The sequence below is a fragment of the Frankia sp. CeD genome, assembly GCF_000732115.1.
In the GTDB taxonomy this organism is placed as follows: domain Bacteria; phylum Actinomycetota; class Actinomycetes; order Frankiales; family Frankiaceae; genus Frankia; species Frankia casuarinae.
The window spans coordinates 164,735-179,309 of the sequence record NZ_JPGU01000004.1 but is presented as its reverse complement, the minus strand read 5'-3'; the positions used below and the strand labels follow the sequence as shown (position 1 = coordinate 179,309).

8 protein-coding genes and 2 pseudogenes are annotated in these 14,575 nt (G+C 72.3%); 6 read left to right on the top strand and 4 right to left on the bottom strand.

Features of this window, described 5'->3' with window-relative positions; translation table 11 throughout:
* The first annotated feature begins 814 nt into the window (after positions 1-814).
* Positions 815-2,476: a sugar transferase gene (locus CED_RS04855; RefSeq protein ID WP_200875364.1), complete on the top strand. Its 1,662-nt coding sequence runs from the start codon at positions 815-817 to the stop codon at positions 2,474-2,476.
* A gap of 13 nt (positions 2,477-2,489) precedes the next feature.
* Here the strand turns inward: CED_RS04855 and cysC (CED_RS04850) are convergent.
* A pseudogene (gene cysC, locus CED_RS04850) lies at positions 2,490-3,686 on the bottom strand (adenylyl-sulfate kinase); the annotation flags it as partial.
* Between the two features lie 33 nt (positions 3,687-3,719).
* Here cysC (CED_RS04850) and CED_RS25020 point away from each other — a divergent pair.
* Positions 3,720-4,358: pseudogene (locus CED_RS25020) on the top strand (exopolysaccharide biosynthesis polyprenyl glycosylphosphotransferase); the annotation flags it as partial.
* Between the two features lie 13 nt (positions 4,359-4,371).
* On the opposite strand, the gene cysC (CED_RS04840) reads toward CED_RS25020, so the two are convergent.
* On the bottom strand, positions 4,372-6,258 hold the full coding sequence (gene cysC, locus CED_RS04840; RefSeq protein WP_035908779.1) for an adenylyl-sulfate kinase: 1,887 nt from the start codon (positions 6,256-6,258) through the stop codon (positions 4,372-4,374).
* A gap of 35 nt (positions 6,259-6,293) precedes the next feature.
* Between cysC (CED_RS04840) and CED_RS04835 the strand changes: the two genes are divergently transcribed.
* The 3 genes from CED_RS04835 (at position 6,294) to CED_RS04825 (ending at position 9,452) form a co-directional block, all read left to right on the top strand.
* Entirely contained in the window at positions 6,294-7,106 is an 813-nt protein-coding gene (locus tag CED_RS04835) for a 3'(2'),5'-bisphosphate nucleotidase CysQ (protein WP_023840932.1), read from the top strand.
* A gap of 196 nt (positions 7,107-7,302) precedes the next feature.
* On the top strand, positions 7,303-8,208 hold the full coding sequence (gene cysD, locus CED_RS04830) for a sulfate adenylyltransferase subunit CysD (protein ID WP_035908856.1): 906 nt from the start codon (positions 7,303-7,305) through the stop codon (positions 8,206-8,208).
* Entirely contained in the window at positions 8,208-9,452 is a 1,245-nt protein-coding gene (locus tag CED_RS04825) for a sulfate adenylyltransferase subunit 1 (RefSeq protein ID WP_035908778.1), read from the top strand. Before cysD ends, CED_RS04825 begins: the two co-directional genes overlap by 1 nt.
* A gap of 2,262 nt (positions 9,453-11,714) precedes the next feature.
* On the opposite strand, the gene CED_RS04815 is transcribed toward CED_RS04825, so the two are convergent.
* Entirely contained in the window at positions 11,715-11,996 is a 282-nt protein-coding gene (locus CED_RS04815) for a hypothetical protein (protein WP_011435787.1), read from the bottom strand.
* A gap of 158 nt (positions 11,997-12,154) precedes the next feature.
* Positions 12,155-13,036: a pyrimidine reductase family protein gene (locus tag CED_RS04810; RefSeq protein WP_049760862.1), complete on the bottom strand. Its 882-nt coding sequence runs from the start codon at positions 13,034-13,036 to the stop codon at positions 12,155-12,157.
* Positions 13,037-13,214: 178 nt separating this feature from the next.
* On the opposite strand from CED_RS04810, the gene zapE reads away from it, so the two are divergent.
* Entirely contained in the window at positions 13,215-14,387 is a 1,173-nt protein-coding gene (gene zapE / locus CED_RS04805) for a cell division protein ZapE (RefSeq protein ID WP_011435789.1), read from the top strand.
* The last annotated feature ends 188 nt before the right edge of the window (positions 14,388-14,575 follow it).

Genomic DNA, 14,575 nt, shown 5'->3' with positions numbered 1-14,575 from the left:
TCACCCGGGCGGCAATCACTCCAGGTGACATCAATCCCGGGGACATCACCCCGGCGATATCACGTCGGCGACGTCGCACGGGGCGCGCCGGATCGCACAGCCCCACCCCCCGGCGCCCGCGGGGGCGGGCAGCCGACGGATCCCGAGTCGAGACCCGCGATCCATAACGCAGAGTAGCATTATCGCCGCTGTTTGTGTGCGCAGTGTATGCGTCAGGCGTCCGTGGGTCGATGGTGTCCGTCATGTCCGCATCGGTGGGCGGACTTGGAAGGTTCGTCGACTCGGAAGGTTCGTCATGGCGGTCGCTGCCCGACGACCGCATCTCTGTTACTGTGAGTCGCCATAAACGCACGGATCACGCCATCGCCACGGTCGGCGGTCGGGGCGCCACGCCGCCATCGCCTGGCCGGGCCGCTGGTAAATCGTCTTGGCGCAGCCGGTAACGTTGCCCCCGTGACCACGGAGCGCCACCCGTGTCGGCGTCCGGTACTCCAGTTCGCTCCGGTGTGTGCCGACACACTCCAGCGGGACCTGGATGATGCGTGCGTTCGGCTCGTCGTTCGGGATGGCCCACAGTCAGTGGCGGGGGGNAGATCGCTGGAGGTCCGGTCGATGTACCACCGAGGGATGAATTCGTGGCTGTCTGAGCGAGGGGTGCCGCGGGCCGCCGAACGGGGAGGACGATGACACCTCCGGGCCCGCTCGGATCCTCGTTCGGGCTCGGGCACGTGCCGGCGCCACTGGGCCAGTCCATTCGGCCGGGTCCGGTCGGTGTCGTCAACGCGCACCGTCGCGGTGCTGGGGGGGACCACGAGTGACGGAGACGGTGTCCGGCGGCACGCGCGCGACCGCTGGGTCGAACTTCGTTCCGCGCACCCGCGGCGGGCAGGGGATGCCGTTCCCGCCGGACGCGCCGGCGGGAACGGCCGGCCGGCCCGCCGGCGCACCGCCGAGCCGCACGGCCACCGGGCCCGGCGGGCGGCACAGCGCGGGGAGGGTGAGCCCGGCCGCCGTCGAGACGGGCGGCTACCGCGCTCAGGTGACCTGGGAACGGCGTTACGTCCGGCTGCTTGTCCTGTTCGACGCGGCCGCCTGCGTGGTGGCAGCGGGGCTCGCGTATTTCGTGCGATTCGGCGACCTGGTCGACTTCGGCACCCAGCCGGTGTCCTCCAAGCCGTACATCCTCATGACGGTTCTGCTGCCGCTCGCCTGGGTGCTGGCGATGTCCCTGAACCGGGCCTACGAGAGCCGGTTCCTCGGTGGCGGGTCGGAGGAGTTCCGGCGGGTGGTCAACACGGCGGCCCGGTTCACCGCGGCGGTGGCCATCGCCTCGTACGCGACGAAGGCGGAGATCGCCCGTAGTTACGTGCTGATCGCCTTCCCGGCCGCGACCCTGTTCTCCATGGTGGGTCGGGTCGTCGGCCGCGGCCTCCTACACCGGATGCGCCGGGCGGGCCGCTGCCTGCACCGGGTGCTCGTGGTCGGGGCCGGGGAGTCGGCTGCCACCCTGGTCCGGCTGGCCCAGCGGGATCCGACGTCGGGTTGGNCGGTCGTCGGTGTCGTGCTCGACCGCTCGCCCGGCCGGCACAGTCACGACTCCCCGGAACGCAGTGGGTTCGACCTGCTCGGGGTGCCGATCGTCGGCACCTCGGAAACCCTGCACACGGCCATCCGGGCGACGTACGCCACCACGGTTGCCATCAGTCCGCAGATGGACGGCGAGACGTTGCGCCGGGTGCTGTGGACGCTGGAGGGCAGCGACGTCGACGTGCTGGTCTCCTCGGCGCTGACCGACGTGACCGGGCCGCGGATCTCGATTCGTCCGGTGGCCGGGCTGCCGCTGCTGCACATCGAGGAGCCGGAGCTCACCGGTACCCGTCGGGTGATGAAGATGGTCTTCGACCGGTGCGTGGCCGGAACGATCATCCTGCTGTTCTCCCCGCTGCTGCTCGGTCTCGGGCTCGCGGTGCGCCTGACCAGCCGCGGCCCGGCGTTGTTCAAGCAGATCCGGGTGGGGCGGGGTGGTGAGCACTTCACGATGTACAAGTTCCGGTCGATGTACGTCGACGCGGAGGCGCGCAAGGCGGAGCTGGAGTCGCGCAACGAGCGGGCCGAGGGGCTGCTGTTCAAGATGCGTGACGACCCGCGGATCACCAAGGTCGGGAAGTTCCTGCGCAAGTGGTCGCTCGACGAGCTGCCGCAGTTGTTCAACGTGCTGGGCGGCACGATGTCGCTGGTGGGGCCGCGTCCGCCGCTGCCGTCGGAGGTCGCCCGCTACGAGGACGACGTGCACCGCCGGCTGATGGTGAAGCCGGGGCTGACCGGCCTGTGGCAGATCAGCGGCCGGTCGGACCTCGAATGGGACGAGTCGGTCCGTCTCGACCTGCGCTACGTCGAGAACTGGTCACTGGCGATGGACTTCGTCATCCTCTGGCGCACCGTGTTCGCCGTGCTGCGTCGCGAGGGGGCGTATTAGGGGGCCCGCATGATCAGCTAGTCAGCCAGCCGGCGTGGCGTAGGTGGTCGATGATCCGGTCCACGGCGTCCTCGGCGGAGAGCTCCGCGGTGTTCACCGTGACGTCGGCGTCGGTCGGCGTCTCGTACGGATCGGACACGCCGGTGAAGGCGGGCAGGACGCCTGCGCGCGCCTTGGCATAGAGCCCCTTGCGGTCCCGCGCCTCGCACACCTCCAGCGGTGTGGACACGTGTACCAGCACGAATCCGCCGCCTGCGGCCCGGACCATCCCCCGGACCTGGGCGCGCACGTCGGCGTACGGCGCGATCGGCGCGCACACCGCGGTGCCTCCGGCTCCCGCGACCTGGGCCGCGACGAAGCCGATCCGTCGGACGTTGATATCGCGGTCGGCGCGGGAGAATCCCAGTCCCTGGGACAGGTGGGTCCGCACGACGTCCCCGTCGAGCAAAGTGAGCCGGCGTCCGCCGTATTCCAGCAGTCGACAGACGAGCAGGCCGGCCAGCGTCGACTTCCCGGAGCCGGACAGCCCGGTGAGAAACACGGTCAGGCCCCGCTTCGAACGTGGTGGGATGGCGCGGGAGAGCTCCGCGGCCACCGTCGGCGGGGTCAGTTCGGCCGGTATCGGGTTGCCAGCGTCGAGCAGCGAGGCCAGCTCCATCCGCCCGGGTGCCCCGATCGCCGGCCCGATGAGGCTGCCGGTCAGGCCGTAGAAGCTGGCCAGATGCGCCCGCTGGGCGGCGAGTTTCGCCAGTTCGTCGGCGGAGCTCGCCGCCGTCTCCACGCCTGTCCAGGCCGCGCCCGCCGCCGCCCACGCGATGTCCGCCAGGTCCGTCGGCGCTGGGGGGGCGGGCGTCACGGCCGTGGCCGGGCCCGGTACCCCTGCCGCCGCGTCGCTCGGTTTCGCGGATGTTTTCAGGACCGTCGCGCTCATGCCCGGTTCGCGGGGGGTGGCCAGCGCCTCCGACGGGATGACCGGAACGAGGACCAGCAGGCTGCGGTGCTCCGGCGTTCCCGCCTCGCCGGCTTTCGGCCGCCGGTAGGGGTCTGGCGGCGGTTCCGACCGCCGGCCGGCAACACCCGGCGGGCTGATCGCGTCGGCGGCGAGCGCCTCCGAGGAGAGCGTCGCCTCGGCGGCCCGCAACGGGGCGTCAACCGCCTTGAGAGCGGCGAGCAGGCAACGGACCCGCAGGTGATGCTCGGCGTCCGCGGGATCGGCGCCACCCACCGGGGCGAGGACGACACACCGTTTGNGCACATCGAGGAGCCGGAGCTCACCGGTACCCGTCGGGTGATGAAGATGGTCTTCGACCGGTGCGTGGCCGGAACGATCATCCTGCTGTTCTCCCCGCTGCTGCTCGGTCTCGGGCTCGCGGTGCGCCTGACCAGCCGCGGCCCGGCGTTGTTCAAGCAGATCCGGGTGGGGCGGGGTGGTGAGCACTTCACGATGTACAAGTTCCGGTCGATGTACGTCGACGCGGAGGCGCGCAAGGCGGAGCTGGAGTCGCGCAACGAGCGGGCCGAGGGGCTGCTGTTCAAGATGCGTGACGACCCGCGGATCACCAAGGTCGGGAAGTTCCTGCGCAAGTGGTCGCTCGACGAGCTGCCGCAGTTGTTCAACGTGCTGGGCGGCACGATGTCGCTGGTGGGGCCGCGTCCGCCGCTGCCGTCGGAGGTCGCCCGCTACGAGGACGACGTGCACCGCCGGCTGATGGTGAAGCCGGGGCTGACCGGCCTGTGGCAGATCAGCGGCCGGTCGGACCTCGAATGGGACGAGTCGGTCCGTCTCGACCTGCGCTACGTCGAGAACTGGTCACTGGCGATGGACTTCGTCATCCTCTGGCGCACCGTGTTCGCCGTGCTGCGTCGCGAGGGGGCGTATTAGGGGGCCCGCATGATCAGCTAGTCAGCCAGCCGGCGTGGCGTAGGTGGTCGATGATCCGGTCCACGGCGTCCTCGGCGGAGAGCTCCGCGGTGTTCACCGTGACGTCGGCGTCGGTCGGCGTCTCGTACGGATCGGACACGCCGGTGAAGGCGGGCAGGACGCCTGCGCGCGCCTTGGCATAGAGCCCCTTGCGGTCCCGCGCCTCGCACACCTCCAGCGGTGTGGACACGTGTACCAGCACGAATCCGCCGCCTGCGGCCCGGACCATCCCCCGGACCTGGGCGCGCACGTCGGCGTACGGCGCGATCGGCGCGCACACCGCGGTGCCTCCGGCTCCCGCGACCTGGGCCGCGACGAAGCCGATCCGTCGGACGTTGATATCGCGGTCGGCGCGGGAGAATCCCAGTCCCTGGGACAGGTGGGTCCGCACGACGTCCCCGTCGAGCAAAGTGAGCCGGCGTCCGCCGTATTCCAGCAGTCGACAGACGAGCAGGCCGGCCAGCGTCGACTTCCCGGAGCCGGACAGCCCGGTGAGAAACACGGTCAGGCCCCGCTTCGAACGTGGTGGGATGGCGCGGGAGAGCTCCGCGGCCACCGTCGGCGGGGTCAGTTCGGCCGGTATCGGGTTGCCAGCGTCGAGCAGCGAGGCCAGCTCCATCCGCCCGGGTGCCCCGATCGCCGGCCCGATGAGGCTGCCGGTCAGGCCGTAGAAGCTGGCCAGATGCGCCCGCTGGGCGGCGAGTTTCGCCAGTTCGTCGGCGGAGCTCGCCGCCGTCTCCACGCCTGTCCAGGCCGCGCCCGCCGCCGCCCACGCGATGTCCGCCAGGTCCGTCGGCGCTGGGGGGGCGGGCGTCACGGCCGTGGCCGGGCCCGGTACCCCTGCCGCCGCGTCGCTCGGTTTCGCGGATGTTTTCAGGACCGTCGCGCTCATGCCCGGTTCGCGGGGGGTGGCCAGCGCCTCCGACGGGATGACCGGAACGAGGACCAGCAGGCTGCGGTGCTCCGGCGTTCCCGCCTCGCCGGCTTTCGGCCGCCGGTAGGGGTCTGGCGGCGGTTCCGACCGCCGGCCGGCAACACCCGGCGGGCTGATCGCGTCGGCGGCGAGCGCCTCCGAGGAGAGCGTCGCCTCGGCGGCCCGCAACGGGGCGTCAACCGCCTTGAGAGCGGCGAGCAGGCAACGGACCCGCAGGTGATGCTCGGCGTCCGCGGGATCGGCGCCACCCACCGGGGCGNGGACGACACACCGTTTGCCCTGCCGGGTCAGCGCCCGGATCCGGCCCACGTCCGCCGTGTGGAGCAGGCCGTCCGCCCACNCCGCCCAGCACGCGCCGGAACCCGCCTCGAGGCTGATCCAGCCTCGGGCGAGCAGCTCGGCCCGGACCTGGGCCGGGGTGAGCCGCAGGCCGGGATGATCGGGGTGGTGGGGCAGCCGGATGCCCTCGACCGTGCCGACTAGCCGGACCCGGGGTCCGTCCGGCCCCCCCGGCTGGTCCGGCAGGGGAATGGTCGTTCGGAGGTGCAGCGCCGCGATCATCACTCCCTCGGTGTCCCGCAGGGCCGCCGTGGAACTCGGTGTCAGTGCCTCGGCCTCGGCCGCGCCGACGACGAGGGTCGGCACCGGCACGCCGTTGATCTCGGGGTCCTCGGGATAACCGGGTTCCGACCCGAAGGCACCGAGCAGCAGCAGTTCCAGCTCGGCGAGCTGGGTCGGGCGCAGGGTCAGCGACGGCCAGGCGACCGACGCGGCCGTCAGCTCCGCGCCCCGGGCCGGCGTCGCCAGGACGGGGGTTGGTCCGGACCCGCCGGACTTGCCAGATCCGCCGGTCACACCGGCGGCACCGTTGGCACCGGACCTGGGGTGGTGATCAGGATCGGGGGCGGGATGGGAGGTGGTACTCACACTTGCGACGGTAGCTGGTGACAGACTCCATCCCAATGAACACCGATGACACCCGCCCGCCGTCCACCGTGCCGGTCGACATCGCGACCGACGAACTCGATGACGACGTCCTGGCCCGACGGTTGGCCACGGACGCCGGCAAACTGCTGTTGCGGATCAGGGAGGAGGTCGGGTTCGCCGAACCCGCGACCCTGCGTGACGCCGGGGACGCGCGTTCGCATCAGCTCCTGACCCGGGCGTTGGCGCGGCACCGCCCGCGGGACGCTGTGCTGTCCGAGGAGGGCGTTGACGACGTCGCGCGGCTGTCCGCGGAGCGGGTCTGGATCGTCGACCCCCTGGACGGCACCCGCGAGTTCGCCGAACCCGGCAGGTCGGACTGGGCGGTGCATGTCGCGCTCTGGCAGGCCGGCGAGCTCGTCTCGGGCGCGGTGGCGCTGCCGGCGCTCGGGTTGACGCTGTCCAGCGCGGGCGGGCTGCCGCCGCAGCTGGCCGGGGCGCGTCCGCCACGGATCGTGGTCAGCCGGACCCGGGCCCCACAGCTGGTCACGGAGGTCGCGGAGGCACTGGGCGCCACCATCGTCCCGATGGGTTCGGCCGGTGCGAAGGCCGGCGCCGTCATCCGCGGGGAAGCCGAGATCTACCTGCACGCCGGCGGCCAGTACGAGTGGGACTCCGCCGCCCCGGTGGCGGTCGCGCGGTCGGCGGGGCTGCACACCAGCCGGCTGGACGGCTCGCCGCTGCGGTACAACCAGCCCGACCCGCTGTTGCCCGACCTGGTCATCTGTGCTGCGAGCTGGGCATCGGAGGTTCTCCGGGCGATCGGCGCCGCGGGGGGCTCCGGCGGTTGAGGCGCGTGCCTGCGGAGTGCGCTCGGAGCGGCCGCGGAGGGTGGCGATTGTCGATCCATGGTTGTTCTGGATGGCGTCGGTCGTGGATGTGGGTCCACCGTGAGGGGCGTAATGCCGCCGAAACCGCCGGCAGGGCCGCCGTGTCCGCTACTTTGGTGGGACACATCGCCTCGACGGGGGGTTTCGCGTGCCGGTGATGGGTTACGAGCTCACCCAGCTGCAGATGCTTGAGGCCGAGGCCGTCCACATCTTCCGCGAGGTGGCCGCGGAGTTCGAGCGTCCCGCCCTGCTGTTCAGCGGCGGGAAGGACTCGATCGTCATGCTCCGGGNCGCGCAGAAGGCCTTCTGGCCCGCGAAGCTGCCGTTCCCCCTGCTGCACATCGACACCGGGCACAACTTCGACGAGGTCCTCGAGTTTCGGGACAGGCGGGCGGCGGNGCTCGCCNCCCNCCTGGTGGTCGGTTCCGTCCAGGCCGCCATTGACGAGGGCGTGCTCACCGAAGACACCCGTCCGGGAGCCTCGCGTAACCAGCTACAGACACCGGTGCTGCTCGACGCCATCGCCGACAACAAGTTCGACGCGGTGTTCGGCGGCGCGCGCCGGGACGAGGAGAAGGCGCGGGCCAAAGAGCGAGTTTACTCCTTCCGGGACGAGTTCGGCCAGTGGGACCCCAAGAACCAGCGCCCCGAGCTGTGGTCGCTCTACAACGGCCGGCACCGCCCCGGTGAGCACATCCGGGTGTTCCCGCTGTCGAACTGGACCGAGCTCGACATCTGGCGGTACATCGCCCAGGAACGGCTGGAGATCCCCTCCATCTACTACGCGCATCGCCGGGACGTGTTCGAGCGTGACGGCATGCTGCTGGCGGTCACGCCGCTGACCCGCCCCCTGGCCGGTGAGACGGCGGCGCCCCGGCAGGTGCGCTATCGCACGGTGGGCGACATCACCTGCACCGGAGCGGTCGAGTCAACCGCGGCGACCGTCGAGGAGGTCATCGCCGAGGTGGCCACCACCCGGCTCACCGAANGCGGCGCGACCCGGGCTGACGACNGGGTCAGCGAGGCGGCGATGGAGGACCGTAAGCGGGAGGGGTACTTCTGATGGCCGAGTTGCTGCGGGTCGCGANGGCGGGGTCCGTCGACGACGGGAAGTCGACCCTGATCGGGCGGCTCCTCTACGACACGAAGTCGCTGTTCTCCGACCAGCTCGCCGCGGTCGAGCGGACCAGTCGGGAGCGCGGCGACGGCTACGTCGACCTCGCGCTGCTCACCGATGGTCTGCGGGCCGAGCGGGAGCAGGGCATCACGATCGACGTCGCGTACCGTTACTTCGCCACGCCCCGGCGGTCGTTCATCCTCGCTGACACCCCCGGGCACGTGCAGTACACCCGCAACATGGTCACCGGCGCGTCCACCGCCGACCTCGCGCTGCTGCTCGTCGACGCGCGCAAGGGGGTCGTCGAGCAGACCCGCCGGCACGCCTTCCTGACGTCCTTGCTGCGCGTGCCCCATCTGGTGCTCTGTGTGAACAAGATGGACCTCGTCGACTTCGATCGGGACGTCTTCGAGAAGATCAAGGAGGAGTTCCGGCACTTCGCGGCGNAACTGGAGATCGTCGACGTCACGACGATCCCGATCTCCGCGCTGGGCGGGGACAACGTGGTCTCCCGGTCGCCGAGCACTCCCTGGTACGGGGGCAGCTCGCTGCTGCACCACCTGGAGGAGCTCCACATCGCCTCCGACCGCAACCTCATCGATGTGCGCTTCCCGGTGCAGTGGGTGGTCCGGCCGCGGAACGACGACCTGCACGACTACCGCGGGTACGCCGGTCAGGTCGCCGGCGGGGTGCTCAAGCCCGGCGACGAGGTCGTCGTCCTGCCCTCCGGGCTGACCACGCGGATCGTCGGCATCGACACGTTCGACGGCCCGGTTGACGAGNCCTTCCCGCCGATGTCGGTGACCATCCGGCTCGAGGACGATCTGGACGTCTCCCGGGGCGACATGATCGCCCGGCCGATGAACCAGCCGACCGTCGGCCAGGAACTCAACCTGATGGTCTCCTGGATGGTCGACGCCCCGCTGCGCCGCCGGGCCCGGATCGGGATCAAGCACACCACCCGTTCGGTACGGGCGATGGTCACCGACATCTGCTACCGCGTCGACATCGACACCCTGCACCGCGACGAGACCGTCGAGACGCTGGGTCTGAACGACATCGGCCGGATCGCCCTGCGGACGACGTCCCCGCTGTGCTACGACCTGTACCGCCGCAACCGGAACACCGGCAGCGTGCTGCTCATCGACGAGTCGACCGGGACCACTCTCGGCGCCGGGATGATCATCTAGCCGGTGGCGACGGGGAGAGCCGGGGGCCGGGTCAGCCCGGCCGCCGCCCCCAGTCCGGTGGCAGGGAGGATCCCCGGCTGCCGGCCCGGCCGTCGAGGAACGAGATGCGGTCGTTGTTCGCGACCATCGCCGGGCTCGCGAGCCAGGCGGCATAGGCACGCCGCTGGGTCGGCGTCATCCGCGCGGACGGACGCGGATTCCCCGAGGCGTCGAGGAAGTTCTCCGCCGGCGAGGTGATGAACCCGTCGGCCCTCGGATCGCCGGTGTAGACGCGGCACGGCCCGCCGGCGGGGGCCACCGCGATCGGCCGGAGCGGGTCACGATCCCGGCGGGCCCAGAGCCGGCGGGCGCTGGTCTCGTAGGCCGCCGCCCAGCCGGGCAGGACCCGGGAGGCGTCTCGCAGGTCCGCGACGACCTGGGCGGGGCGGGNGGNCGGCAGGTCGCTGTAACGGGCCCGGATCCAGGCCTCGATCATCTCCACGGTGACCCCGACGCCCAGATGGACGAAGGTGCCCGGTGGGTTCGTCGGATCGATGGACTTGCCCACCTCCCCGAGCACGTCGAGCAGCACCGCCTGCTGCCGGCGGTGGGCGCCGACCGCGTCGGCATGCTCGCGCAGCACCGCCTCGGTCGCATCGGCGAGGGCGCCGGCGAAGAACGCCTGCGCGCGTTCGACCCGCAGGTAGCCCAATGCCAGGGGGCTCGACGAATACCCGCCGGGGGCCGTTTTCCAGCCCTGGACCGAGGCGGCCACCTGGTCGTCGAGACGAAGACCGTAGGTCGTGACATCCTGGGCGAGCAGACCGGCCAGCGCCCCGCCGCGCAGGCACTCCCGCAACAGCGACTCCCACGCCTCGAGCGGGATCAGCTCGACCAGNGCGGACTGCGCCGCCGCGGCCCCGGCCTGCGGGTCCACCGTGGGACCGGGGACCACGGCGGTGACGGCGTCGTAGAGCTCGTCCCGATAGGTCCGTAGCGCCGGGACGAGGGCCGCCCGCAGCCGGAGGAGCAATGGCCGGTCACCGGTCGCCTGGACGGCCCCGGCCAGCCGGGAGACGAACGAGGCCGAGGCCCGCGGATCGGCACGGCGGCTCTCCTGGCTTCCCGCCGCGGCCACCAGCCGGATCCAGGCATCTTCCAGGGATCGGGCCGTCGCGAGATCCACCGGCAGCGGAAGGGCGAGCACGGCCGCGCCGCGCAGGATGGTGTCGATGTGGTCCGCCGCGAACCGGGCGGCCAGCGCCGGGGTCGCGGCGATGGCGTCCAGCAGCACCCCCTGGTAGTCGGTGACGGTCGGTCGGCCCCGGCTCGTGGGCCCGGCCGCGGCGGGGGCGAGCAGGCCGACGTCGTGCGGCGCCGACGGGGCGACCGCGGCGTCACCTGGTCCGTTACCCGGTCGGTCACCCGGTCCGAAGGCCATCCGGCCCAGCCGGTCTAGCAGCGCACTGTCGAGGCGGGCCGAGGCGAGCAGGGGGGTCAGTAGGACCGTCTCGGCCGTGTCGGTCCTCCCGGCGGTGTTGAACCGACCGAGCCAGGCGGCGTCGAGAGTTCGCCGGTGGCTGTAGGAGGCCAGGGTGGCGCCGAGGATCCGTTCGGCCTCCCGCCGGTCGAAGCCGAGCGGTTCGGGTGGACGGTGGACCATCGGCCCCCGCGACAGTCCCTCCACCCGGTAGAGCAGCCGCGCGAGCCCGTCGGGTCCCAGCGCGTCGTGAAAGCCCAGGACGAAGTCCGGATCGTTCATCCGGGACCGCAGCACGGTCAGCGCGTCACGCGGGGTGACCATGCCTGAGGCGTTTCCGCCCGTTCCGCCCCGGCCCGTTCCGCCCCGGCCCGTTCCGTGCCGGCCTGATCCGTGCCGGTCCGGCTCGTCCCCCCGCAGCGAGTGCGCCAACGCCCGTCCGGCGGCCACGGCCTGCTCGGAGGCGCGGGGCGCCTCGGAGGTACCAGGAATGCCCGGCGCCTCGCGGTGCACCGGCCGCCGAAGCGGGGCTGATGTCGGCCTGATCGTGATGCCGATCCCGTCGTCGACACCCTCGGCGAGACGCAGCCGGCGCCGCAGCATGGTGACCTCGGCCTTGACTTCGTCCTCCAGCGCGCCGAGCCGTTCCGCCGGGGTGGGCGGCAACCCGGCATCCGTCAACGCCGCGACGAGGGAGCGGGACCAGGAGCGCAGCAGATCCCCGGCCTCGGCCACGCTGGACACCAGCACACGCATCCGGTCGGGGTCGACGAGCACCCGGTCGCTTGGTCCGGGCATGCGCGTCAGCCGACCTTCCGCGGCCCGCCGGGGCCCGCCGGGGCGAACGCTGTCTCGCGGACCTGCAACGCTGTCTCGCAGGCCTGCACGCACCGATCGAGGGCCATGGCCGCCTCCGCCGCGAGCCGCCGCATCCGGCGTTGCCAGACCTCGGCCTGACGACCCTCCCAGGCCTCGGCACCGACCGCCGAGATCCGCTCCAGCGCGGCGGCTACGTCCAGCCGGGCACGCCGGGCTTGGGTCAGGGCGACGGCCACCGTCGCGCGACGTCCCTCGGGCACCGTCATGCGCACACCACCCAGATCGTGATCAGGTTTACCGGTGGCGACGCTAACAGCGGCCCGCCCGCCCGCGCCCGCGCGGCGACGCGACTGTGGATGACGCCGGTGCCGGTTCGGCCGCCTGTGGATGACGCCGGTGCCGGTTCAGCGCCGGTAACGCCGGTTCAGCGCCGGTAACGCAGGAACAGGACGTCGTCCTCGGCGAGGATCTGGGTCAGGGTGAGCGCGGCCGGTGCCGGCCACGGCTCGCCTTTCATGATCCCGAGTCGGCCCGGTCCGGCCAGTACCGGGGCGATCGTCAGGCACAGCTCGTCGAGGAGACCCGCCGCGGCGAGCTGGGAGTGCAGCAGCGGACCGCCCTCGGTGAGGATGCGGGTCATTCCCCGTTCCGCCAGGGCCCGGACGGCGAGGTCGGGTTCAACGGCGCTGCCGCCGCAGATCGCGATGTCGGCGACCGCCGCCAGCCGCCGGCGCCGATCGAGGGGCGCGGTCTCGCAGGTCAGTAGCACCGGTCGGATCTCCCCGCGGAACAGCCGGGCACCCGGGTCGAAGCCCGCCGTCGCGGTCACGACCGCGATCGGGGGCACCGCCGCGAGCCCCGCGGCGACGCGCCGCTCCCTCCGTTCGGGCGGGATGACCACCGGCCCGTAGTTCTCCGTCCGGGCAGTGCCGGCACCGACCAGCACCACGTCGCTGAGCCAGCGCAGCAACCGGAAGACCCGCAGGTCGGCTTCCCCGCCCAGGGGGCCCGAGCGGCCGCCCACCTCGGCGGCCCCATCGACCGAGGCCACGAAGTTTGCCCGGATGTAGGGGGTATGCGCGGCGGACGGGGGGTAGGCGTACACCTCGTCGAGATCGATGTCCTCGATGTCCTCGACGGCCTCGATGTCCTCGATGGCCTTCCTCGCGAGCCCGGCGCCCGCCGCGGCCGTGGAGTCTGTGGTCGCTGCGGCGTCTGTGGTCGCCGCGGCCTTTCCGGGGGCCACCGCCCCGGCGGCCCCCGCGGAACCGGCGAACGGGGGTGGAACCGGGAAGATACGTCGCACCGGGCCGACTGTAACGGGCGACGGTGCTGGTCATCCGATCGGCGGCGAACCCAGGTCGGCGGCGAGCCCATGGCCGGCCCGGGGCCGATCAACCGTTGTGGTATCGCGGTCGTTGTGACGTCGGCCGCGATACCGCGGGCCGGGACGGCGGGTACGGGCGTCTCCGTACGCTGGGCGGGTGGCGCAGCGTCTCGTCGATCGCCGGCCGATTGTGCCGCCCGGGGACCTGGTCGCGGCGCTCGTCCCGCCGCCCCGGTTCGACGCGGTCCGGTTCGCCGGCTACCTGCCCGATCCGGCCGAGCCGAGCCAGGCCGCCGCGGTCATGGCGCTGTCCGCGTTCGCCGACCGGTTGACCGCCTCGTCCGGGCGGTCCAGCCGTTCAGATCGTTCCAGCCGTTCCAGCCGTTCCAGGTATGCGGGCCATTCTGGGAAGGGCGGCCTGTGCGGGCTCCTGACCCGGGGGACGGGGGTGTCGGGTCCGTTCGGATCGGGCCCGCGCCGTTCCGGAAGCGCCGGTCCGTCCGGAATGCGGCCGGGGGTGTACCTCGACGGCGGCTTCGGCGTCGGTAAGACCCACCTGCTCGCCTCGCTGTGGCACGCCGTGCCCGGTCCGAAGGCGTATGGCACGTTCGTAGAACTGACCTCCCTGGTCGGCGCGTTGGGATTCGCCGCGACCGCGCGGGCCCTCGCGGGCCTGCGCCTGGTCGCGATCGACGAGTTCGAGCTCGACGATCCCGGCGACACGGTGCTGGTGTCCAGCCTGCTGACTCGGCTCGTCGAGGCCGGNGTCCACCTGGCCGCGACGAGCAACACCCAGCCGGAGGACCTCGGTGCCGGTCGGTTCGCCGCCGCCGACTTCCGCCGTGAGATCCAGGGTCTGGCGGCCAGCTTCGACATCCTCCGGGTGGACGGGGAGGACTATCGGCACCGGGGTCTTCCGGCCGCGCCCCCGCCGTGTACCGACGACGAGGTCGGCGCGCGGGCGGCTGCCGTGGAGGGGGCGACCGAGGACGGATTCGCCGCGCTGTGCGAGCACCTCGCCGGGCTGCACCCCTCCCGGTACGGCGCGCTCGTGGCCGGGGTCACCCTGGTCTGCCTGCACCGGGTCGTGCCGGTCGAGGATCAGGCGGTGGCGTTGCGGGTGGTGGTCCTCGCCGACCGGCTCTACGACCGGTCGATCCCGGTCGTGGCCTCCGGCGTGCCCTTCGGGGAGCTGTTCGGAGCGGAGCTGCTCGCCGGGCCGCATCGCAAGAAGTACCAGCGGGCCATGTCCCGGCTGAGCGCGCTGGCCCGGGACGCCGCGGCGGGGAACGACACCGCGGGCCGCGTCGCCGGGATGCTGCCCGGCTGACGCACCCGGCCGGGTGCGGCGGCCCGAACGTGCGGCTGACGCACCCGAGTGGGGTGTCGGAGCCTGCGGTCCGGACGCCGGACCGGCCGGAGTATCTGTTCGCCGTTCCGGGCGTGGACGACCCGCTGGCGGTTGTGCCGAGGCCTGCGACCATGGGTGCATGGGAACCTACGTCGTGCTGCTCGTCA